General features: G+C 63.7%; 19 protein-coding genes. 7 read left to right on the top strand and 12 right to left on the bottom strand.

Going from position 1 to position 20,555, the window contains the following annotated elements:
- Positions 1-10 precede the first annotated feature (10 nt).
- The 3 genes from AOP73_RS10725 (at position 11) to AOP73_RS10715 (ending at position 5,207) form a co-directional block, all read left to right on the top strand.
- Positions 11-2,842 carry a DEAD/DEAH box helicase gene (locus tag AOP73_RS10725; RefSeq protein WP_061965846.1) on the top strand — a complete coding sequence of 944 codons (2,832 nt, stop codon included), beginning with the start codon at positions 11-13 and terminating at the stop codon, positions 2,840-2,842.
- Between the two features lie 80 nt (positions 2,843-2,922).
- Positions 2,923-4,452: an apolipoprotein N-acyltransferase gene (gene lnt / locus AOP73_RS10720; protein WP_152650654.1), complete on the top strand. Its 1,530-nt coding sequence runs from the start codon at positions 2,923-2,925 to the stop codon at positions 4,450-4,452.
- Positions 4,446-5,207 carry a polyprenol monophosphomannose synthase gene (locus AOP73_RS10715; protein WP_061965841.1) on the top strand — a complete coding sequence of 254 codons (762 nt, stop codon included), beginning with the start codon at positions 4,446-4,448 and terminating at the stop codon, positions 5,205-5,207. The genes lnt and AOP73_RS10715 overlap by 7 nt, the downstream gene beginning before the upstream one ends.
- A 72-nt stretch (positions 5,208-5,279) precedes the next feature.
- Here the strand turns inward: AOP73_RS10715 and AOP73_RS10710 are convergent, their stop codons facing one another.
- Positions 5,280-5,615: an RNA polymerase-binding protein RbpA gene (locus AOP73_RS10710; protein ID WP_061965839.1), complete on the bottom strand. Its 336-nt coding sequence runs from the start codon at positions 5,613-5,615 to the stop codon at positions 5,280-5,282.
- Between the two features lie 297 nt (positions 5,616-5,912).
- Between AOP73_RS10710 and AOP73_RS11810 the strand changes: the two genes are divergently transcribed.
- Entirely contained in the window at positions 5,913-7,367 is a 1,455-nt protein-coding gene (locus AOP73_RS11810; protein WP_236683587.1) for an FAD-dependent oxidoreductase, read from the top strand.
- Here AOP73_RS11810 and AOP73_RS10700 read toward each other — a convergent pair.
- Positions 7,259-8,230, bottom strand: a complete 972-nt coding sequence (locus tag AOP73_RS10700) for an EamA family transporter (protein ID WP_061965835.1) — start codon at positions 8,228-8,230, stop codon at positions 7,259-7,261. The genes AOP73_RS11810 and AOP73_RS10700 overlap by 109 nt on opposite strands.
- Before the next feature lie 128 nt (positions 8,231-8,358).
- On the opposite strand from AOP73_RS10700, the gene AOP73_RS10695 reads away from it, so the two are divergent.
- On the top strand, positions 8,359-8,889 hold the full coding sequence (locus AOP73_RS10695) for a MarR family winged helix-turn-helix transcriptional regulator (protein ID WP_061965833.1): 531 nt from the start codon (positions 8,359-8,361) through the stop codon (positions 8,887-8,889).
- 104 nt (positions 8,890-8,993) lie between these two features.
- On the opposite strand, the gene AOP73_RS10690 is transcribed toward AOP73_RS10695, so the two are convergent.
- Positions 8,994-9,491, bottom strand: a complete 498-nt coding sequence (locus tag AOP73_RS10690) for a flavodoxin domain-containing protein (protein WP_061965831.1) — start codon at positions 9,489-9,491, stop codon at positions 8,994-8,996.
- A gap of 116 nt (positions 9,492-9,607) precedes the next feature.
- Here AOP73_RS10690 and AOP73_RS10685 point away from each other — a divergent pair, with 116 nt between their 5' ends.
- The gene (locus tag AOP73_RS10685; RefSeq protein WP_152650653.1) at positions 9,608-10,222 is read left to right on the top strand and encodes a hypothetical protein; all 615 of its coding nucleotides are present in this window, start codon (positions 9,608-9,610) and stop codon (positions 10,220-10,222) included.
- A gap of 98 nt (positions 10,223-10,320) precedes the next feature.
- Positions 10,321-11,211, top strand: a complete 891-nt coding sequence (locus tag AOP73_RS10680) for a PfkB family carbohydrate kinase (protein WP_061965827.1) — start codon at positions 10,321-10,323, stop codon at positions 11,209-11,211.
- Between the two features lie 130 nt (positions 11,212-11,341).
- Here AOP73_RS10680 and AOP73_RS10675 read toward each other — a convergent pair whose 3' ends face one another.
- From AOP73_RS10675 to AOP73_RS10640, 9 genes are all read right to left on the bottom strand, one after another.
- Entirely contained in the window at positions 11,342-14,749 is a 3,408-nt protein-coding gene (locus tag AOP73_RS10675) for a pyruvate carboxylase (protein ID WP_061965825.1), read from the bottom strand.
- Positions 14,750-14,868: 119 nt separating this feature from the next.
- Positions 14,869-15,465, bottom strand: coding sequence for a MerR family transcriptional regulator (locus tag AOP73_RS10670; RefSeq protein WP_061965822.1), 597 nt, complete (start codon positions 15,463-15,465; stop codon positions 14,869-14,871).
- A gap of 118 nt (positions 15,466-15,583) precedes the next feature.
- Positions 15,584-16,339, bottom strand: coding sequence for a transcriptional regulator FtsR (gene ftsR, locus AOP73_RS10665; protein WP_061965820.1), 756 nt, complete (start codon positions 16,337-16,339; stop codon positions 15,584-15,586).
- Positions 16,340-16,363: 24 nt separating this feature from the next.
- Positions 16,364-16,786 (bottom strand): FHA domain-containing protein, encoded by a 423-nt coding sequence (locus AOP73_RS10660; RefSeq protein WP_061965818.1) that lies wholly within the window; start codon positions 16,784-16,786, stop codon positions 16,364-16,366.
- 95 nt (positions 16,787-16,881) lie between these two features.
- Complete coding sequence (locus tag AOP73_RS10655; protein WP_152650652.1) at positions 16,882-17,556, bottom strand: CDP-alcohol phosphatidyltransferase family protein; 675 nt, start codon at positions 17,554-17,556, stop codon at positions 16,882-16,884.
- A gap of 57 nt (positions 17,557-17,613) precedes the next feature.
- The gene (locus tag AOP73_RS12045) at positions 17,614-17,769 is read right to left on the bottom strand and encodes a hypothetical protein (RefSeq protein ID WP_160295471.1); all 156 of its coding nucleotides are present in this window, start codon (positions 17,767-17,769) and stop codon (positions 17,614-17,616) included.
- A gap of 146 nt (positions 17,770-17,915) precedes the next feature.
- On the bottom strand, positions 17,916-18,536 hold the full coding sequence (locus AOP73_RS10650) for a class I SAM-dependent methyltransferase (RefSeq protein WP_061965813.1): 621 nt from the start codon (positions 18,534-18,536) through the stop codon (positions 17,916-17,918).
- An 85-nt stretch (positions 18,537-18,621) separates the two neighbouring features.
- Positions 18,622-19,614, bottom strand: a complete 993-nt coding sequence (locus tag AOP73_RS10645; RefSeq protein WP_061965811.1) for a carbohydrate ABC transporter permease — start codon at positions 19,612-19,614, stop codon at positions 18,622-18,624.
- A complete protein-coding gene (locus tag AOP73_RS10640) occupies positions 19,611-20,543 on the bottom strand; it encodes a carbohydrate ABC transporter permease (protein WP_084626825.1) in 933 nt (310 codons plus the stop codon). The genes AOP73_RS10645 and AOP73_RS10640 overlap by 4 nt, the downstream gene beginning before the upstream one ends.
- Positions 20,544-20,555: the final 12 nt, after the last annotated feature.

Genomic DNA, 20,555 nt, shown 5'->3' with positions numbered 1-20,555 from the left:
CCTGAGTGGCATGACACCTCCAGCGGACGGCGGCTCCTCACACGCCAGCGAACCATCACCCGCGGAGAGGTACGCCGCTGCCAAGGCGCGCACCAAGCGCGGTGACCTCGAACTCTTCATTCAGTCACTGAAGTTCCCGCTTGACGACTTTCAGCGCGAGGCGTGCGAGGTCGTCGCGGACGGTCACTCCGTGCTGGTGGCGGCTCCCACCGGAGCCGGCAAGACCATCGTGGGCGAGTATGCGCTGCGACACGCGTTCGACCAGGGGGAGAAGGCGTTCTACACCACGCCCATCAAGGCGCTCAGCAATCAGAAGTTCCAGGATCTGCGCGCGGTCTACGGAGCGGAGAACGTGGGGCTGCTGACCGGAGACACGTCGATCAACTCCGAGGCGGACATCGTGGTGATGACCACGGAGGTGCTGCGCAACATGATCTATGCCGGTTCCCGAACCCTCGATCGCCTGGGCGTGGTGGTGCTGGACGAGGTTCACTACTTGGCAGACCGCTTCCGCGGCTCGGTGTGGGAAGAAGTCATCATCCACCTCAATGAGCGCACATCGATCGTCGCGCTCTCCGCCACCGTGTCCAATGCCGAGGAGTTTGGGGCCTGGCTTCACGAGGTGCGCGGCGACACCCGCGTCATCGTGTCAGAGCGGCGCCCCGTGCCGCTGTGGCCCCACGTGATGATGCGTGAAGGGATCTTTGACCTGTACTCCCCGGGAGTCGACCCGCAGAATCCGGGACCCACGCCCGCGCTGAACCCAGAGATCGAGGCGATCACCCGCCGCGACCGTACCCGCGACAGCCGCAGCAGCTTCAACCAAGGCCGGCACGGACGCAATCAGCACCGGTCCGGAGGGCACCGACCGGGCGGCGGCGACTCCAAGCCTCGTGGTCGCCGTAGCCCACCGCGGTTCGCCGTGGTCGACGTACTCGACCAACAGGCGCTGCTGCCTGCGATCGTCTTTGTGTTCTCTCGCGCGGGATGCGAGGACGCGGTGGATCAGGTGCGTCGCTCGGGCCTCGTGCTGACAGACGAGCACCAGCGCCGCCGTATCGCGGACATCATTGACGAGCGGTGTGCGGGCATCCCCACCGAGGACCTGGGCGCACTGCAGTTCGATCATTGGCGCGACCATCTGGAGGCGGGTATAGCCGCGCACCATGCGGGCATGATTCCGCTCTTCAAAGAGGTGGTGGAGGAACTCTTCGGGGCCGGCCTGATCAAGGTCGTGTACGCAACGGAGACCCTGGCGTTGGGCATCAACATGCCCGCACGGTCCGTGGTGCTCGAGAAGCTCGTGAAGTGGGACGGCAAGGGCCACAAGGATCTCACGGCGGGGGAGTACACCCAGCTCACGGGTCGAGCCGGTCGCCGCGGCATCGACGTGGAAGGACACGCGGTGGTGGTCGAGCACCCCGGCTTTGACGCCGCCCAGTTGGGTCGCTTGGCCTCGCGGCGCACGTATCCGCTGATCAGTTCGTTCCAGCCGTCCTACAACATGACCATCAATCTGCTGTCTTCCTTGGGAGTGGAACGCTCGCGTGAGGTGCTGGAGATGTCTTTCGCGCAGTACCAGGCCGATCAGGGCGTGGTGGGCAAGGCGCGACGCGCCAAGGATCTCGACGCCACGCTGGCCGGCTACAAGGACGCCGTCACGTGCTCCAAGGGCAATTTCATGGAGTATGCGGCACTGCGCGAAAAGATTGCGCGCGCCCAGAAGGGCAGCGCCAAGCAGGTCAAGGCGGCGATGCGGGAGGCCACGGCGGACACGCTGTCGGCTCTGCGTCGCGGCGATGTGGTCAAGATTGGCGGGGGTCGCCGCGCGGGACTTGCCGTGGTGGTTATCCCTGACGCCGATGCCTCGGCCCCCCGCCCCACGGTCGTCACCGACCAGGGCCGAATTTTCCGTCTTGCACTGTCCGAGCTTCACCATGGTCTCGACATTGCCGGTGTGGTTCCGGTGCCTAAGAAGTTCGACTCGCGAAACGCGCGCAGCCGAAGCGAACTCGCTCAGGTAGTTGTCAACGCCAAGCCCACGTTTGATCTCAATGCCCACAAGAAGGCAAAGCGTCAAGGGATCGCTGACGCGGGCGGGCTGGAGCGCGAAACCGAGGCATTGCGCCGCAAGATGCGCGCACACCCCTGTCATCACTGTCCCGACCGTGAGTCGCATGCCCGGTGGGCCGAGCGCTACTTCCGCACGCTGCGCGACAAGGACAAGATTGCGAACGAGATCTCTCGCGCAACCGGCTCAATCGCCCGCATCTTTGATCGCCGCCTCGCCGTCCTGGGTGATCTTGGCTACGTCGAAGGCACCGGGACAGAGATCTCCGTGACCGAGGCAGGGTTCATGATGCGTACCCTCTACTCGGAAAACGATCTCGTCATGTCCGAGTGCCTGCGCCTAGGAGTGTGGAACGACCTCACCCCACCCGCCCTCGCGGCGGCAGTGTCCACGTTGCTCTACAACGGACGGCGCGAGGACGAAAACCGCACCCCCACGATTCCGGGTGGACCGCATGGTGTGCTGGGCACAGCGCTCAATGAGACTGTGCGCGTGTGGTCGCGGGTCGACGACCTCCAGGGTGGCCACCACCTGCCCGAACTGAACGCGCCTCACTGGGGAATTGTGGGCGCCATCCACGCGTGGGCGCAGGGAAAGAGCCTGGCGGCCGCGCTCAAGGGGACCGATACGGCCCCGGGGGATATGGTGCGGTGGTGCAAGCAGGTGATCGACATTCTCGATCAGGTGGCACAAGTGGCGCCCAACGAGGTAGTTCAGGGCCGTGCGCGAACCGCGATCGATGGGATGCGCAGGGGAGTGGTCGCGTACTAGCGTCGCTGGTCGCTGTCTCGGTTTGGTCTCGGCTGTCGTGCCGGTCATAAGCCCACCATGCCCTCGTTTAGGCTTGCGTGGTGTCTAAGTTCAGGAACCTCATCGCCGCGGTTGTTGCCGGCATTTTGATGACCCTGGCATTTCCGGACTTTGGCATCTGGCCCCTCGCGTTTGTCTCCATCGCCGTGTTGTGGTTCGCGTTGCGCGGAGCAACTGCCTGGGGCGGATTCCTGCTGGGATGGGCGTTCGGCATCGTCTTCTTGGCGCCGTTGCTGTGGTGGGCCTTCGTGGCGGTAGGACCCATCCCGTGGATCGCGCTGACTATTGCCGAAGCTCTGGCCTTCGCGCTGTTCGGCATGGCCTGGGCGCACGTGCGCCGGTCGGGGATGTTCGACGAGCGACAGTGGGCGATGGCCCCCGCGTTCGCAGCACTGTGGGTCGCGGTGGAACAACTTCGGTCGATGTTGCCGTTTGGCGGCTTCCCCTGGGGCCGCATCGCCCATGCCCTCGCTGACTCGCCCACGGCTCGGTTCGCGTGGCTGGGCGGCGTGCCCCTCGCCAGTTTCATTGCAGTCCTGATCGGCGTGCTGATCGCGCTCGTCATCGAGTTCCTGATCCTGCGCCGCGCACTTCCGGCCGCCATCGCGCTCTTTGTCGCGGTCGCGGCGCTCTTTGGAGGCATCCAACTCCCCATCAATATCCAGCCACAGAACGGGACGATTGCGTTGGGAATCATCCAAGGTGACGTCCCGAACAACGGCCTCGATAGCTTCAGCCAAGCACGGCTAGTGACGCAGAACCATCTCGCCGGTACCGAGGCTCTTGTGGCATCGGATCCGGGACCCATTGACCTCTTGGTGTGGCCCGAGAATGCCGTCGACGTCGACCCGCGTGGGGATGCCGAGAGCGCCGCCGACGTCACGCAGGCCGCCCAGATCGCCAACGCGCCGCTGCTGTTCGGTACCGTCGACTACACACCCGTCGAGGGGCGGTACAACACCTCGGTGCTGTGGAGCACCAACGGCGACGTGCTCGATACCTACAGCAAGCAGCGTCCAGCACCATTTGCGGAGTACATCCCGATCCGTGACATCGCGCGCATTTTCTCCGCTGAGGTCGACCGCGTCACACAGGACGTGATCCCCGGGGTCGGTGTAGCCACGATGGATGTGCCGATCGCCAGTCGGAATGAGGAAGTACGCATCGGCACCGTGATTTGTTTCGAGGTGGCCTATGACCAAATCGTGCGCGATGCGGTGGCGGACGGCGCCGAACTGCTCATCGTTCAGACCAACAACGCGTCCTTTGGGTTCACCGCTGAGAGCACCCAGCAGTTGGCGATGGCCCGCCTGCGCGCGATCGAGACGGGGCGCGTCACCATTCAAGACTCGACAGTAGGAGTGAGTGCAGTGATCGATCCGCGGGGCCGCGTGCTCCAGGAGACCGGACTGTTCACGGCCGAGCAGATGTATGCGGATGTCGCACTGCGTACTGAGATCACCCCCGCGGTTCGTTTTGGGCCGGTCATACACTGGGGCTTCCTCATCGTCCCGTGGTTCATCCTGCTGTTCGCGGTGCGAGGACGGCTCGCCAAGAGGTACGAGTGGTAGCCAAGACCGTGGTGATCATTCCCACGTTCAATGAGCGCGAGTCATTACCCATCCAGATTGATGGCGTGCGCAAGGCGTCACCCGAGGTAGACATCCTGGTAGTGGACGATGGCTCCCCGGATGGCACGGGCGAGTGGGCGGACCAGCGCGCCGAGGACGACGACCACGTGTTCGTGCTCCACCGCGCTTCCAAGCAGGGCCTGGGCGCGGCCTACTTGGCGGGATTCGCATGGGGTCTTGAGAGGGACTACGACGTGCTGGTCGAGATGGACGCGGACGGTTCTCACCAGGCCAAGCAATTGCCCAGCCTGCTGGAGCACGCCGGTGACTACAGCCTGGTGATTGGTTCGCGCTGGGTACCTGGCGGCTCGGTGGTGAATTGGCCCACGCGACGCAAGTGGCTCTCGACGGGAGCCAACACCTACGTGGGACTTGCCCTAGGCATCGGCGTCAAGGACGCGACAGCTGGCTACCGCGCCTACACGGCGGATGCCCTGCGCGCCCTGGACCTGGCGTCGGTCGAGTCGCAGGGCTATTGCTTTCAAGTCGACATGTGCTGGCGCGTCATTCGTAGCGGCGGCACGGTCCGTGAGGTACCCATCGAGTTTGTGGAGCGAGAGTTCGGCACCTCAAAGATGAGCGGCGACATCATTCGCGAGGCGCTCGTTAAGGTCACCCAGTGGGGTGCGCAGCGGCGTTGGGAGCAGGTCACGGGAGTGTTTGGGCGCAAAAACGGCGCCTCACCAGGGGGGTAGTGAGGCGCCGCTATTGTGGACTGCGCTGTCCAGACTCTGCTCGCTGCCGAGAGGTCCGGTTCCGTTCGGGTACTAGCCCCTGCGGCCAGCGCGGAGGAGCTCCAGACGCTCCTCGAGAAGTTCTTCAAGCTCGGGGATGGTGCGACGTTCGAGCAGCATGTCCCAGTGGGTGCGTGCTGTCTTCACGTCCTTGTCCTCGGGCTGAGCGCCGTCACGTAGAAGTGCGAGGGCGCCGCAGTGGCACTCCCACGACAGCGGGACGTCTGCCTCAACGGAGAACGGCATCGTGACGATGTGGCCGTTCGGGCAGTCGTACTTGTGTTCGGTGCGAGCCGCGAGTTCGGCGTTTGCTGCGGTTTCCATCGACTGGGTTCCCAGTCGCATGCCGCGAAGTGCGCGATCAGCCATGTCAGCCTCCAAGAGTGTGGGCTGGGGTGTGCCCACTCGTTACGGGAACGTGCGCGGAGCGTGCTTTGTTCCCTGATTCGATGGTCGGGACCAAAGCATCGGCCGATGCTGGGTCAAGTTGCGCCGCAAAGGCGCCCGGAGGACCTACTGGCCACGTCAAAAGCTGCATGACCCCTGCTTCTGCCACTGTAGCGGTGCGTGGGGCCAGTGTGCGAACGAGTGATCAACCCGCCGCGTCCTGTCTGGTGGAACCTGGCAGCTGCAAGACGTTATATGGTGGGGTGAAACGCAGCATTGATGACTGTCAATATAGGGGATCACATGCAGGCGAATGAGCGCGAAGAATTGCCAGTAGTCGTTATCGGTGCAGGACCGATCGGACTGGCGGCAGCCTCCCACCTTCTCGAGCGGGACCTCGAACCCCTAGTGCTGGAGGCGGGGGAGTCTGCAGGCTCCGCGGTCAGCCAGTGGGGGCATGTGCGGATGTTCTCCCCATGGCAGTACAACATCGACGCCGCTGCCAGCCGCCTGCTGAGCGCGACCGGATGGACGGCGCCCGCCGACGATGCACTACCGACAGGAGCTGAGCTGGTGCGCGACTACGTTGCGCCGCTGGCCGCGACGGCCCAGATCTCGTCGCGGTTGCGCACTGGAGGGCGGGTACTGGCGGTCGCTCGAGATGGCGCTGACAAGACTCGTTCCCTGGGACGCGAGCGGCGCGGCTATCGTGTTCGGACGCTGAACACTGATGGGCGAGTCGAGGACATTCGTGCGCGGGCCGTCATCGACTGCTCAGGCACATTCACGACCTCCAACCCTCTCGGGGCAAGCGGCATGCCGGCGCACGGCGAAAGCGACGCCGCCGCGTTTGTCGCAGGTCCCCTTCCCGATGTCCTCGGCCGTGATCGCACCCGCTTTGCCGGCAAGCGCACACTCGTGGTGGGGATGGGACATTCGGCCGCCAATACGCTCCTACAACTCCTCGAACTCGGCGAGTCAGAGGAGGGCACCTCGGTCACGTGGGCCATTCGAGGCGGATCGACCCGGCGACTGACCGGCGGGGGAGCGGACGATGAACTGCCCGCCCGCGGGCTACTCGGCACCCGTCTCCAAGCGGCCGCCGATGCCGGGGATGTCGCTCTCATCAAGCACGTGTCGATCGAGCAGCTCGTGGCGGGTTCGCACTCGGTGCGGGTGGTGGGCTCGACGCGCGCCGGCGACCTCGACCTTGAGGTGGATGTGATCGTCAATGCGACCGGGTTCCGTCCCGACCTCGACATGCTGCGGGAAGTACGGCTCGACCTGGATGCCGTGGTGGAGTCGCCCACTGGTCTCGCGTCCCTTATCGACCCGAATCTCCACTCGTGTGGCACGGTATCGCCCCACGGAGAGGCGCTCTTGCGCCACCCGGACGACGGTTTCTACCTGGCCGGCATGAAGTCGTACGGGCGCGCGCCGACGTTCTTGCTCGCTACAGGATACGAGCAGGTGCGTTCGATTGCTGCGGCGTTGGCCGGTGACCGGGCGAGTGCAGACCTGGTTCAGCTCAATCTGCCAGCGACGGGCGTGTGCAACACGGACATGGGCGAGACTCCGGGAGACGGTGTCGCGGAATCGTGCTGTGGCGGCACAGCTCAGAGTCCTCAGCCTGTGGCGCTGCCCACCCTGGCCTCAGTTGGGGTTGGCTTCGCGACAGGTGTGGCCGACGGTCGGTCCGGTGACGCTCCCGCCACCGGTGGCTCCTGCGGGTAGTCATCCGAGGTAGTGACATTTCCTTTGCGGCTGCCGAGCCACACGGAGAACAGAATCACGCCCGCACCCGCCCACTGCACGGGCGACAGTGACTCGTGTAGCACGACCACGCCCAGCATCGTCGCCACCAGGGGCGCGAAGAAGGTGAGAATGACGACCTTCGAGGCCGGTAGCGCCAGAATTCCACGGAACCACAGCAGGTACGAGACGACCGCGCCCGCGATGGCGAGCCATACGTAGCCCGCGAGATTCCCGACGCTGAGGGCATCCGGCAGGCCCTCGAAGGCGAGGGTGGGAATGAGGAGCACCAATCCACCCGCCACGAGTTGCCAGGCGGTAAACGTGAGGAGCGGCACCGGACGGCCCCAGCGCTTGGTGAGCACCACGCCCAGTGCGGTCGACGTGCCGCCAAGGAGTCCGGCGATGACTCCTATGGTGTCGAGCTGCGCGGCGGGGGAGAGCACCAGCATTCCCACCCCGGCAATTCCCAACAGCGCAGCAATGATGGCATTGCGGCGCACGGCCTCGTGAAGGATGACCATGGCCAGCAGTGTGGCAATAATGGGATTCACGGCCCCGAGCGTCGCGGAGACGCCCCCGGGGAGCCGGTAGGCAGAGATGAACAGGAAGGCGAAGAAGGCGCCGATGTTGAGGGTGCCAAGCACGAGCGCCTTCCACCACCAGTCGTTGCGGGGGAGCGTGCGGGTGAAGGCGAGCAAAATAAGCCCGGCCGGCAGTGCTCTGAGCGTGCCCGCGAGGAAGGGACGATCCGGCGGCAGGAACTCGGTGGTGACCAAGTAGGTCGTGCCCCACAGGGCAGGCGCGATCGCCGTGGTGGCGAGCAAGCTGCGGTTCGATGCCATGATGTGCCAATCTCTTGATGTCAAGATAACTATTGCGGCTAGGCTACGTCGATGTTATCTTGATGTCAAGAGATATTCGGGTGTGCAGGCAGATCGGGGTGAGAGTAGTGACGAGGAATAGGGATCTGGTGTCTGTCGCACCGGATGCGGTCGACGGGTATCTGGCCCAGTGGGCACTAGAACGCCCGGATCTCGACGTGAGTCCAATGGCGATCATTGGACGGGTGTCCAGGCTTGCCGCGTTGTTGCAGGTGCGTCTGGATGCCGTCTTTGCCGAGTACGACCTTCAGTCATGGGAGTTCGACGTCATGGCGACGCTCGTGCGTTCAGGCGCTCCATACGAGCTCACTCCTGGAGCCCTGGATCGATCCATGATGATCACCTCGGGTACGACCACGCACCGCATCACCAAGCTTGAGCAACGCGGCTTTGTCACGCGTCGCCGTGACGAGGACGACAAGCGTGTAGTGCACGTGAAACTGACCGATGCGGGCCGACAGGTCTTTGACGCAGCGCACGTCGCGCACATCGAGAACGAACGCACGATGCTCGAGCCTTTGTCCGAGCAGGACCGCACGATGTTACTGAGCGGTCTCAGGGCGTTGTCGGGGGCGCTTGGTGATGGCGCGGGCGCCTCAGGCGACACTCAGAGAGCCTGACGTGCGTAACGCCGATAATTGACATTATGTCATTTCGTCGAGGACGTGCGAGCGCAGCTCCTGCCCCGTGGACATGACCAGGATCGCGGGACCGTGGGAAGCTACTACGCCAGCGCCAAATACAGCAGCTTCACGCCGATGCCGTGAGCCCAGTCGCGTGCCGCTGAGAAATCGCGGTGATCACCAAGTGGCGGGTTAATGGCGTGCATGACGGCACGTTCTCCAACGTTGAGCCGATCGTAGTCAATTGCACCCGGGAAGGTTTCGTGTTCCTGCGCACCGACGAGACTAGCCAGTTGTTCCGACTCCCCCGTCGCGTAGCCGGGTTCCTTGAGTTCTCGAATTCCGGTAGAGAACATCCAGACATCCCGCCTCTTGAGAGCGTCGGCGTGCTGCCGGATCAGTGCCGACGCGTCACGGCGCCAGAGCCCGCCGTACACCGCGCTACCCACGATGATGGCGTCGTACGCGTCTACTGAGAGCACGTCGCAGGCGTCTTCTACGTCAACGTCGAAACCGGTGGACTGGATTTCCGCGCCGATCACCTGCGCGATCTCGCGAGTCGAACCGTACTTGGAACCTACCGCTACCAATACCTTCATGAGGACACCTCTTTCTGTCCCTTGATTGTCTCGCCGCCCGCGCACGGGTCACGGGGACTTTCGTCCCGGAAGGTGGCCTCTCTGGAACCAGCCACCAGACGCGTAGGGTGGACTCCATGGAACGCCTCGTCATCGCATCGGCCGGAGCATTGTCATTGATCGCGCTCCTTTGCGCGTGCGGCCCTGCCAATGTCGATCCCCAGGTGAGCCCGGCGAGTAACTCCCCCGGTGTCGGCAATCAAGCGGCGATCGAACGCATTGACGACATCGAGACCGCCGTGGCGGTGTGGCGCGACGCAGGATCAATCGCTGAGGCGCGCGCGGCTGCCGAAACTGCGCTCAACCTGGTGGTTGGCACGGATGGCCCCAACTACGGTGACGCCGATGGCGACGGCAAGATCAACGGTGCGGTGGACGAGGGTCTGCTCCCGGGACTCGCTGGTGAGCCCGGACTCGCGCAGACTCCCCCGGTGAGCGCCTGCGTCGAGGCCGACGTACTGGGTGGCTCCTGGGAGGATCCTCAGGGTCGTTGGGCTCAGGCATTGGCGGCGGTTGACGCGTGGACACCCACGAAGAACACGATGCCCGCCCTAGCGAGTCACCCGCAACGAGTGTTCGGCTGGGCGTCCCTCACCCTCGCCTCGGATGACCTCGACGAAGCTCACGAGTACGCGGGTCACGCGCAGATCCACGTGGATGTGTCGCGCCATGCTTTTGAGGATTGCACCTGACTCCACTGCCCCACCGGTGCGGCCATGGTGGCAGATTCCATTGTCAAGATGCCTCATCACCAGCAGAACTGACATCTCATCCGAAGGAGGATGCTCTCGTGACAGTCGTACCGCAGATTCTCGTCGTCGGTGGCATCAACCAGGACGAGGTCGCCCGTGTGACACGTCACCCGCTCCCCGGCGAGACCGTGATTGCGTCATCCCTGGATACATTCCAGGGAGGTAAAGGAGCCAATCAGGCTTGCGCCGCAGCGACTGCCCATGGCGCTGCCGTCACCGTCCAGATGGCGGGAGCTGTTGGCGACGATGCCGCAGGTCAGTCCGCTCTTGCCGCGCTTGGGGCTGCGGGTGTGGATACCACGATGATTGCGCGGGTGCCCGGTGTTCCCACCGGCCGGGCCTACATCACGGTGAGCGACGAAGGTCAGAACTCCATCGTCGTGGCCACGGGCGCCAACGCACAGGTTTCCACGGCAAAGCTCGAATCCGTCTCACCACCCACGCTTGTGGTCGCACAAACTGAGGTGGGCGCAGAGGCGATCAACGATCTCAGCGGATATGCCGAACGTGTGGGCGCGCGCCTGGTGATCAACAACGGTCCCGTCGTCGAACTTTCCGCCTCTGCGATGGCCATGGCGGACCCCCTCGTGGTGAACGAACACGAGGCGGCTGAACTCCTTGACCAGGCGAACCCTCCGCTCGAGCACCTTGCGCTCGCACGATCTCTGCTCAATCGGTACGGCTCGCGATCCGTGGTCGTCACCCTTGGCAGCGCAGGCTCGGTGGTAGCGGACGGCGAGGGAGCCCGCTATCACGCTGCGCCACAGGCGCCCACGGTGGTCGACACCACCGGCGCTGGCGACACGTTCGTCGGTGCCCTCGCGGCGGCTTTGGCGTTGGGCTCATCCATCGACGATGCGATCGTTTTGGCGGCCGAGGCCGCGACAGCGTCAGTCGGATGGGCGGGAGCACGCTTACCTCTACATTGACGAAGCGAGCCAGAGCCACCGGCCCTACCGCATCCATAGCCAGGTCAGGGACGACGCGTAGGACGACGAAAGCGCGCCTCCCACCTGGAGGCGCGCTTTCGGTTCAAGGTGAGGGGTGCGTCAGGACCCGCTACTCGACCACCACGACGAGGTCCCCGCCGGACAGCGTCTCGGTGCCGCTAATGGCGATGCGCGCCACCTTGCCCGCGATGGGCGTGGTGATGGAGGATTCCATCTTCATCGCCTCAATGACGGCAACCGTGGCACCAGCGGCAACCTCGGAGCCCACCTCGACCGAGGCAGTGACGGCACCGGAGAATGGCGAGCCGATCGATCCGTCGACGTTGGTATCGGCCTTCTCGCGTGCCACCACGTCAACTGAAGCGAATTCGTCGCGCACCTGTACGGGTCGAATCGAGCCGTTGTAGTTGAACATCGCGGTGCGCTCGCCGTGATCGTCGGGCTCGCCCAACGCCTCCAGAGATGTGATCATTCGAACACCCGGGCCGAGGTCGATGGTGACCTCCTCCTCGCTGTCTGAGCTGATGCCGTACAGATAGTGGAAGGTGTCGATGACCGAGATGTCGCCATACTTCTCGATGGCGGCGTCAAACTCCTTGGCCGGTCCGGGGAACAGCAGGTGGTTGAGCCTGCGGCGGCGTACCTCACCCGACTGGGCAAGCTTGTCCTTGTCGTCGTCGGTGAGAACCGGCGACTTGGGCTCGAAAGTGCGTCCCTGCAGCGCCTTAGTGCGGAAGGGCTCGGGCCACCCACCGGGAGGAGTGCCGAGTTCGCCGGACAGGAAGCCCACCACCGAGTCGGGCAGGTCGTACTTGTCGGGGTTCTCGGCGAAGTCCACGGGGTCGGCGTCGTTCGCGACCAGGTGGAGTGCCAGGTCTCCGACGACCTTGGAGGACGGGGTGACCTTCACAAGGCGACCGAGGATCTTGTCCGCCGCCGAGTACATGTCTTCGATCTGCTCGAACCGGTCGGCGAGGCCAAGAGAGATGGCCTGCTGGCGGAGGTTGGAGAGCTGACCGCCAGGAATCTCGTGCATGTACACGCGGCCTGTGGGGCCCGGCAGTCCGGACTCGAAGGGCGCGTACAGGTGGCGGACGGACTCCCAGTAGGGCTCCATGTCCTGGGCAGCCTTGAGTGAGATGCCGGTGTCCCGAGTGGTGTGCTCGAGCGCTGCGATCAACGCACTCATCGGCGGCTGAGACGTCGTTCCGGCCATGGCCGCATTCGCTACGTCGACCGCGTCAACCCCGGCCTCAGCCGCCGCGAGCAGTGTGCCGATCTGACCGCCCGCGCTGTCGTGCGTGTGCAGGTGAACGGGAACGTCGAAACGCTCGCGTAGCGCGGAGACCAACGTGTACGCCGCAGCGGGACGCAGTAGACCCGCCATGTCCTTGAGCGCGAGGATGTGTGCTCCAGCATCAACAAGTGAGTCGGCTAACTTGAGGTAGTAGTCGAGAGTATAGAGATCCTCGTCCGGGCTGATCATATTGCCGGTGTAGCAAAGGGTCGCCTCGGCGACCGCCTGACCGGTCTCGCGGACCGCCTCAATGGCAGGGCGCATCTGCTCGACGTCGTTGAGCGCATCAAAGATGCGGAAGATGTCGATGCCCGTCTCAGTTGCCTCCTGCACGAATGCGTGCGCGACCTCGTCGGGGTACGGCGTGTAGCCCACGGTGTTGCGCCCGCGCAGAAGCATCTGGATGGCGATGTTCGGCATAGCCTCGCGCAGGTTCGCCAGTCGCAGCCACGGGTCCTCAGAGAGAAAGCGCATGGCGACGTCGTATGTCGCACCGCCCCAGGCCTCCATCGACAGCAACTCGGGAGTCATGCGCGAGACATGACCGGCGGCGGCAAGCAGGTCGTACGTGCGCACACGGGTGGCGAGCAGCGACTGGTGAGCGTCGCGCATGGTGGTCTCGGTGACGGCTAGCGCCTTCTGGTCGCGCAGTGCCTTGCCGAAGCCCTCCGGACCAAGTTCCAACAGACGCTGACGGGAACCCGTAGGCGGCTCAGCGTCGAGGTCGATGGAGGGCAGTTTGTCCGCGGGGCGAACGAACTCGTCGGCGTGCTCACCATTGGGCTTGTTGACCGTGACGTCGCCAAGGAACTGCAGCAGCTTGGTTGAGCGGTCCTTACTTTCGGCGAGTTCGAGCAGGTGTGGGCGCTTGTCGATAAACGACGTCGGCACTCCCCCGGCCTGGAAGTCGGGGTCTGCGAGCACCGCCTGCAGGAAGCGGATGTTGCTCGTGACGCCGCGGATACGGAATTCGGCGAGTGCACGTGACGCGCGACGCACAGCAGTGTCGAAATCGCGGCCACGGCACGTGAGCTTGACGAGCATCGAGTCGAAATGGCCCGAGATCGAGTTGCCAGCCATGCCGGTCGCGCCATCGAGGCGGATGCCCGCACCGCCCGGCGACCGGTAGGCGACGATTCGGCCCGTGTCGGGCTGGAAGCCATTGGAAGGATCCTCGGTGGTGATACGCGTCTGTACGGCGTAGCCGTTGACCCGCACGTCATCCTGGCGAATGCCGATCTGCTCCAGGGTCTCCCCCGACGCAATCCGCATCTGGGCGCTCACGAGGTCGATGTCGGTGACCTCCTCGGTCACCGTGTGCTCCACCTGGATGCGCGGGTTCATCTCGATGAACACGTGTTGTCCGGCACGTTCACCCTCGGTGTCCACCAGGAACTCGACGGTTCCGGCGTTGATATAGCCGATGGACTTCGCGAATTTCACGGCGTCGCGGCAGAGGGCATCGCGAATCTCCGGGGCCAGGTTCGGGGCCGGAGCGATCTCGATGACTTTCTGGTGTCGACGCTGCACCGAGCAGTCGCGCTCGAATAGGTGAACGACGTTGCCCTCGTTGTCGGCGAGGATTTGCACCTCAATGTGCCGCGGAGCGAGGACCGCCTGCTCTAGGAATACCGTGGGGTCGCCGAAAGCGTTGTCTGCCTCACGCATCGCGGCGGACATCAGCTCCGGCAGTTCCTCGCGACTCTCGACGCGACGCATTCCGCGCCCACCACCGCCGGCGACGGCCTTCACGAAGATCGGAAAACCAATCCTGTCGGCCTCGGAGATCAGGAAGTCCTTGTCCTGCGAAGGTTCCGAGGAGTCCAGCACGGGAACTCCGGCAGACTTCGCGGCCTTGAGTGCCGCGACCTTGTCGCCCGCATTGTCGAGCACCTCGGGCGGCGGACCAATAAAGGTCAGCCCGGCCTCGCGGCACTTGGTCGCAAACTCAACGTTCTCACTGAGGAAGCCGTAGCCGGGGTAGATGGCGTCCGCGCCGGCGAGCTTCGCGACGCGCACCATCTCGTCGGCGTCGAGGTATGCCTTGACGGGGTGCCCCTCGTCGCCAATTTGATAGGCCTCGTCGGCCTTGAGACGGTGCTCGGACATCCGGTCCTCGTGCGGGAAGACGGCGACCGTCTTCGATCCCAACTCGACCGCTGCGCGGAATGCACGCACGGCAATTTCGGCACGGTTAGCAACCAGGACCTTGGAGAACATTGACTTCCCTTCGACGTTGGCTTTATCTTGCCAGGTTTCGTCTGGGAGTCACACTTTCGCGCGCCCCACAGAGGTAAAAAGTGCGCGGCGACGGGGACAACCCGCGGCCGATGCTGGGGCTAGCTTGCGTTGGTGCGTCGAGCGCGACGCTCGGCGAGTTCGTCAACGACGTCGGGGGCGTCCGCATCGGGAGCCTGGCCGCGGTCCGCCGGAAGGGTGGCGAGCGACCCTTCGAGTTCACGCCACACTTTGCCCAGCGCGATACCAAACACTCCTTGGCCGCCCTGGACAAGGTCGATGACCTGGTCGTCCGAGGTACATTCGTAAACCGAGGCGCCATCAGACATCAAAGTAATGCGCGAGAGGTCCTCGACTCCTCGCTCACGCAAGTGCTCGACCGCACTACGAATCTGCTGCAGTGAGACGCCCGAGTCGAGCAGGCGCTTGACTACCCGCAACACCAGAATGTCGCGGAAGCCATACAGACGCTGCGTTCCTGACCCGGTCGCGCTGCGTACGGTGGGTTCAACCAGTCCCGTGCGGGCCCAGTAGTCGAGTTGACGGTAGGTGATCCCGGCAGCGTTGCACGCCGTAGGCCCGCGGTAGCCGGCATTCTCGTCAAGGTGCGTAAGACCGTCGTCAAACAGGATGCCCTGATCGGCGCCACTCGCCTGCTCGCGCACTGAGGTCAGCTCGTGGCCGTTGTCGTCGGTCATCTCGCCTCCTCGTTCGTCTTTCAACCTTGGGTTCAACGTTATTGCCGGTAGGCACTCAGGTCAACGACATTGCACCTTCACGGTACCGCGTGTCGCAATTGCTTGACGTCTGTCAGGTCTATCGGCTCACGTGGCCCCGAACAGAAGCGGAAAATACCGCGATGGAGGCCTCCGCAAACTCATTGGCGGCGTCCTCCGCCGCACCCGCTCGACCACGCATCTTGTCCGGCTGAGCCACCGCATCGGCCCTGTCGGCTTCCCGTCGCGCGGACGTGACGAGCGACTTCAGGGTGCGCAAGTCTCCCCCACCGCTCAGGTACGCCTGGGCTGCGGTTGCCAGCGGCAGCCAGCAGCGGTCGTAGCGCCCAGGTACGGACTGCGATAGCAGTCCAGCATCGTCCAATCGCTCGATCAGGTCAGTGTCCACGCCTGCGCTGGCGGCAAAGTCGCCGGAGCCTAGATATTGGTCCTCCTCGTCACCGACGGCGCGTGGCGCGACAGCCATGCGCATGCGGCCGGAGTCCAGGGCCTCGAGGTGGCCCGCGATCACACCCAGTGGCTGGTACTGATCGCGCTGTTGACGCAGAACGAAGCGCAGCCGTTCCACATCCGCGGGTGAATACTGGCGGTAACCCGAGTTGGTTCTGAAGGGTGTCACCAGGCCGTTGTTGTCCAGAAACCTCAGTTTGGACGTGCTGAGCGCAGGAAACTCCGCCTGAACCTGGGCGAGTACGTCACTGACCCGCAGCATCGGCTCGTGGGATAGAGCGTGAGGCCAGGTGCCTTCAAGCGTCTCGTCCGAACCGACATCAGCAAGGGGTGTGATGCGAGAAGGGTCCGGCTCTGGTGATGCGATCGCTCGGAGCTCAGCCATTTCGCCAGCCTACTGGTTCGTGAACTACTTGGCCGAGCCCGGGTAGAAGGTCAGGCGATACTTGCCAATCTGCACCTCATCGCCCGCGCGCAGCACACGCTCGGACACGCTTTCGCGGTTCACATAGGTGCCGTTCAGCGAGCCCGAGTCCTTCACCGAGAACTCGCCACCGTTGCGGATGAACTGCACGTGCTCGCGGCTCACGGTGACGTCGTCGAGGAAGATGTCGCCCGACACTGAGCGGCCCGCGGTGGTGACGTCCACGTCGAGTAGGAATCGTGCGCCCTGGTTGGGGCCGTGGTGGACGATGAGTAGCGCATTGTCGTGATCGAGAGCGTCAACTGCGGCCTGATCCTGTGCGGAGAGGCGCGCGGGCGGATTATCGTCAAAGGGCATCTGGGCGTCGAGGGACATAGTCCGTTCGGCCGGTGATTCGTCGTACGTCATGGTGCCTCCTCGTGCCGTGCGCAGTGTGCGTCGATCCGTCTCACCAGTCTACGACCTACCAGCAACTAAGAGTCACAAAATGGTCGCCCGATTTGCTAGGGATTGGCGGTGAGGGCGTGTACTCGTTTGCGCACGTCGGCGACGTATCCCATACCGGCCCACCAGTACAGAGCCGCTGCAATCACGGCGAGAACAATGGCGAGCGTGTGGACGATGTCCCATCGCTCGTAACCAAAGTAGGCAATGGGGAGGGCGAAATACAGCAGCAGAGTCGCTAGTTTGCCCAGAAAAGTCACCTGCGGGGTGTGGACGCCACGCCTCTTGCCGAGCGCCAGCGCGACACCGACAACAACGTCGCGCAACAGCAGGATGGCGACAAGCCACCACGGGACGATGCCGCGAAGTGCTAGACCGATAACGACCGCCACGGTGAGGATGCGGTCGGCAGCTGGGTCGAGCACTCGGCCAAGCTTGGTGACCTGGTTCCAGCGACGTGCTAGGAACCCATCAAGAAAGTCACTGATTCCCGCTACTGCCAGCGCGGCGATGGCCCACGCGTCGTGGTGCGTCGCCAACAAGACCGTAAAGACAACGATGAGTACGATGCGCAGAGCGGAGATTGCATTGGGGATGGTCCAGACGGCGTCGCTCAGCGCCTCTGCTGGCGCGACTGATTTCGTGGAAGCACTTTGGCTGTCCGAACTCGTCGCCCCCCGCCCGTCGCTACCTGCGGTGTCAGTAGGCTCTGCGTCTGGCATTGGTGTCGTCACACGCCGAGTCTAGAGCCACCACAGCAACGTTCGTGCTGGCGTCCGGGGCCGGTGGGACTACTTCTGGGAGTTGGCGGCCTTTTCCATCACTGTGTCGACGGTATTCGTGGCAATACGGGTGGCTTCGTCCTCGCTTGCGCCCCGAGCGAGTTCACGCGCCCGGATCTGCTCGAAGTGGTAGCGACGCGTCTCGGTGGCATTCGTGTCGGTCATGGCGCACTCCTTAACCTCGGTTGGTACTTCCAGGCTACGTCTTTATCCACCACTGTCGCGCGACGAGAGACACAATTCAGGGTGTTGTGCTGCCGACCGCATTGAGACCGGTCGGTTCCGAAGGCGCCGTGCCCTTCTGGGAAGGTCTACTTCTGAATACGCGTGGCAGTGAGCACGACGTCGCGACGCGCCGGTGGTATGCGGGTTCCATCCGGCACGACCGCAATCCCGTCACGAGTCCTCGTTTCCACCTCGACGTTCCACTCCGATGACAGCCCAAGCTCCGCGACAATCTCCTCCTCGGAGAAACGGACAGCATTCGGGGGCCCGGGCAGACTCTCGTCCTCGTCCGGTGAGTGCCCCACAATGAGCAGCGTGCCACCTGGTGCGACCGCGGCTGCGGCGCTGCGCCAGGCTCTCCCACGCACCGCCGCTTCCTCGTGGAGGAAGTGGCAGGTCACAAGTTCGTAGGAACGGTTCGTGGTCCACACACTGAGGTCAGCCTGGATCCATTCGCAGCGATGAGCCACATCCTCGCGCGTCGCAGCATCCACGGCCCGCGCGAGGGCCTCGCGTGAGAAGTCAACCCCTCGTACTCGCCAGCCGTGTGCCGCGAGCCACACCGCATCGGCTCCCTCGCCACACCCCACGTCCAGCGCGGAGCCGTTCTCGAGAAGCCCTGCCAGGGCCTCGAGGGTGGGGTTCACCTCGCCAGACCACACCGGCTGGGCCGCGTAGCGTTCGTTCCACTGCGCGGCACTAGGCATTGGTGAGGCCGGAATTCTGAATCACTGTAGACAACGAGCGCATGCGCACACCTTACGGCCAGCCCGCCCTCGTCCACCACCAACGCTATCCCTTGAGTGCACCACCCAGTCCAGCACCGCGGAGGATCAATCGCTGGAAGACGATGAACACGAGGATTGGAATCACCGTACTAATGGCGAGGGCCGCGAGGTAGACGTCCTTCTCAATCGCTTGCTCCAGGGAGGGCAGGCGTACCGACAGCGGTTGCAGGTCCGGGTTTGGCAACACCAGCAGCGGCCACAGGAAGTCCTTCCACGCAGCGAGCACCGCGAACACGGACACCACACCCACGATCGGCTTGGACATCGGTAGCGCAATCGACCAGAACAAGCGGAAGGGCCCGGCGCCATCCATCCGGGCGGCCTCGAAGATCTCCCCCGGCAGATTTCCCATGAAGCGGGCAATCAGTACAACGTTGAACGCGCTCGCTCCCGCGGGCAGCCATACCGCCCAGAACGTATTGATGAGCGACGTGCCGATCAGGGGCGGATTCAGGATGGTGAGATACAGAGGCACCAAGAGCACGACCGAAGGGACAAACAGTGTCGCGAGCACCAGCGAATAGAACACCTTGTAATAGCGAGGCTTGAGCACGCCGAGCGCAAATCCGGCCGTAGTCGCCACGGTCATCTGCACGGCCCAGGAACCAATAGCCAAGTAGATGGTGTTCATGAACTGCTGCGAGATGTCCACCTCGAACCAGGCCTGGTAGAGGTTGTACCAGTCCATACCGTTCGGGAACAAAGCCATCGGCGTGCGTAACGTGTCCTGCGTCGGTGTGATGGCCGCCTTACCCAACCACAGGATGGGCCCCAAGCCCACCACCAGCAGGGTCGACAGCAAGAAGACATTGACCACGCGCATCCAACGACGCACTCGCGGCTGCTTCCACTCGGTGGACGAGATCAGCCCGCGCTGGTTCGCGTCGAAGAGCGTGTCCTTCTTGCGCTTTTTGGGGCGAGTCTTCTCGGCTGCGAGTTCCTCGATGAAGAGATCCTCCGCGCCTTCGATGCCCGACTGCTGCGTGCTCGTACTCATGAGTCACTCCATCGACTTGTCAGTTTGAAGTATCCGATAGACATCAACGCCAGGAAGATCGCAAGCATCGTGCTCAACGCGGTCGCGGCACCGTAGTCGCCGCCCAAGGAGTTCTGGAATGCGTATCGATAAATTAAGAGGAGAACGGTGAGGGTGGCATTCGCTGGCCCGCCTCCCGTAAAGAGGAACGGTTCGAGAAACACCTGCGCCGTGCCAATGATCTGCAGGATGAGGGTAATGAACAGCACGTTGCGGAGCTGAGGCATCGTGACGTGCCAGACCTTTCGCCAGATCCCAGCACCATCAACTTCGGCGGCGTCGTACAGGTCCGGCGGCACGCTCGTGAGCGCGGCCAGGTAGATGATGATGGTTCCACCCGCGGCGGCCCAGGTGGCGGCAAGTACCAGTGACGGCATTGCAGTGGCCTGGTCCTGAATCCATGGCTGAGGTGGGATTCCCACCCAGCCAAGGATGGTGTTGAACACACCGGTGGGTGACGCATCGTAGAAGAACTTCCACAACAGCACCGCCACGACCGGAGGCACCACCACAGGGAGGTAGGCAAGGACGGTGAAGAAGCCCTTGGCCCTGCGCACCTCGCTCATCAGTACCGCGGCAATCAGTGGCACTGGATAGCCGAAGATCAAAGCAAGCACCGCGAAGTAAATGGTGTTCTTGATCGCCTTCCACAGCAGCGGGTCGTTGAGGACCTGGTAGAAGTTATCGAAGCCCACCCACGAGGTGGTGACAAGGTTTGTCTCCTGGAAGCTCATGATCCCGGATTGGATAATGGGCCACCACGAGAAGACGCCGAAGATGACGATCAGCGGAATGAAGAAGATGAAGGTGGAGAATCCGCCGTTGCTCAACTTCAGCCTGGTGCGTCGCACGAGTGACGTGGGTTGAGACTCCGTCGTCTGAATTGCCATGGTGCTGGTTGG

This window comes from Demequina aurantiaca (assembly GCF_000975135.1).
Taxonomy (GTDB): Bacteria; Actinomycetota; Actinomycetes; order Actinomycetales; family Demequinaceae; genus Demequina; species Demequina aurantiaca.
The sequence above is the reverse complement of the archived record's forward strand: the minus strand, read 5'-3'. Positions and strand labels throughout refer to the sequence as shown.

Excerpts from the sequence above, each read along its gene's own strand:
- AOP73_RS10725 (WP_061965846.1), top strand. The coding sequence starts at position 11 with ATGACACCTCCAGCGGACGGCGGCTCCTCACACGCCAGCGAACCATCA.
- AOP73_RS10710 (WP_061965839.1), bottom strand. The coding sequence starts at position 5,615 with ATGGCTGATCGCGCACTTCGCGGCATGCGACTGGGAACCCAGTCGATG.
- AOP73_RS11810 (WP_236683587.1), top strand. The coding sequence starts at position 5,913 with ATGACTGTCAATATAGGGGATCACATGCAGGCGAATGAGCGCGAAGAA.
- AOP73_RS10700 (WP_061965835.1), bottom strand. The coding sequence starts at position 8,230 with ATGGCATCGAACCGCAGCTTGCTCGCCACCACGGCGATCGCGCCTGCC.
- AOP73_RS10690 (WP_061965831.1), bottom strand. The coding sequence starts at position 9,491 with ATGAAGGTATTGGTAGCGGTAGGTTCCAAGTACGGTTCGACTCGCGAG.
- AOP73_RS10685 (WP_152650653.1), top strand. The coding sequence starts at position 9,608 with ATGGAACGCCTCGTCATCGCATCGGCCGGAGCATTGTCATTGATCGCG.
- AOP73_RS10675 (WP_061965825.1), bottom strand. The coding sequence starts at position 14,749 with ATGTTCTCCAAGGTCCTGGTTGCTAACCGTGCCGAAATTGCCGTGCGT.
- AOP73_RS10670 (WP_061965822.1), bottom strand. The coding sequence starts at position 15,465 with ATGACCGACGACAACGGCCACGAGCTGACCTCAGTGCGCGAGCAGGCG.
- ftsR (WP_061965820.1), bottom strand. The coding sequence starts at position 16,339 with ATGGCTGAGCTCCGAGCGATCGCATCACCAGAGCCGGACCCTTCTCGC.
- AOP73_RS10660 (WP_061965818.1), bottom strand. The coding sequence starts at position 16,786 with ATGACGTACGACGAATCACCGGCCGAACGGACTATGTCCCTCGACGCC.
- AOP73_RS12045 (WP_160295471.1), bottom strand. The coding sequence starts at position 17,769 with ATGACCGACACGAATGCCACCGAGACGCGTCGCTACCACTTCGAGCAG.
- AOP73_RS10650 (WP_061965813.1), bottom strand. The coding sequence starts at position 18,536 with ATGCCTAGTGCCGCGCAGTGGAACGAACGCTACGCGGCCCAGCCGGTG.
- AOP73_RS10645 (WP_061965811.1), bottom strand. The coding sequence starts at position 19,614 with ATGAGTACGAGCACGCAGCAGTCGGGCATCGAAGGCGCGGAGGATCTC.
- AOP73_RS10640 (WP_084626825.1), bottom strand. The coding sequence starts at position 20,543 with ATGGCAATTCAGACGACGGAGTCTCAACCCACGTCACTCGTGCGACGC.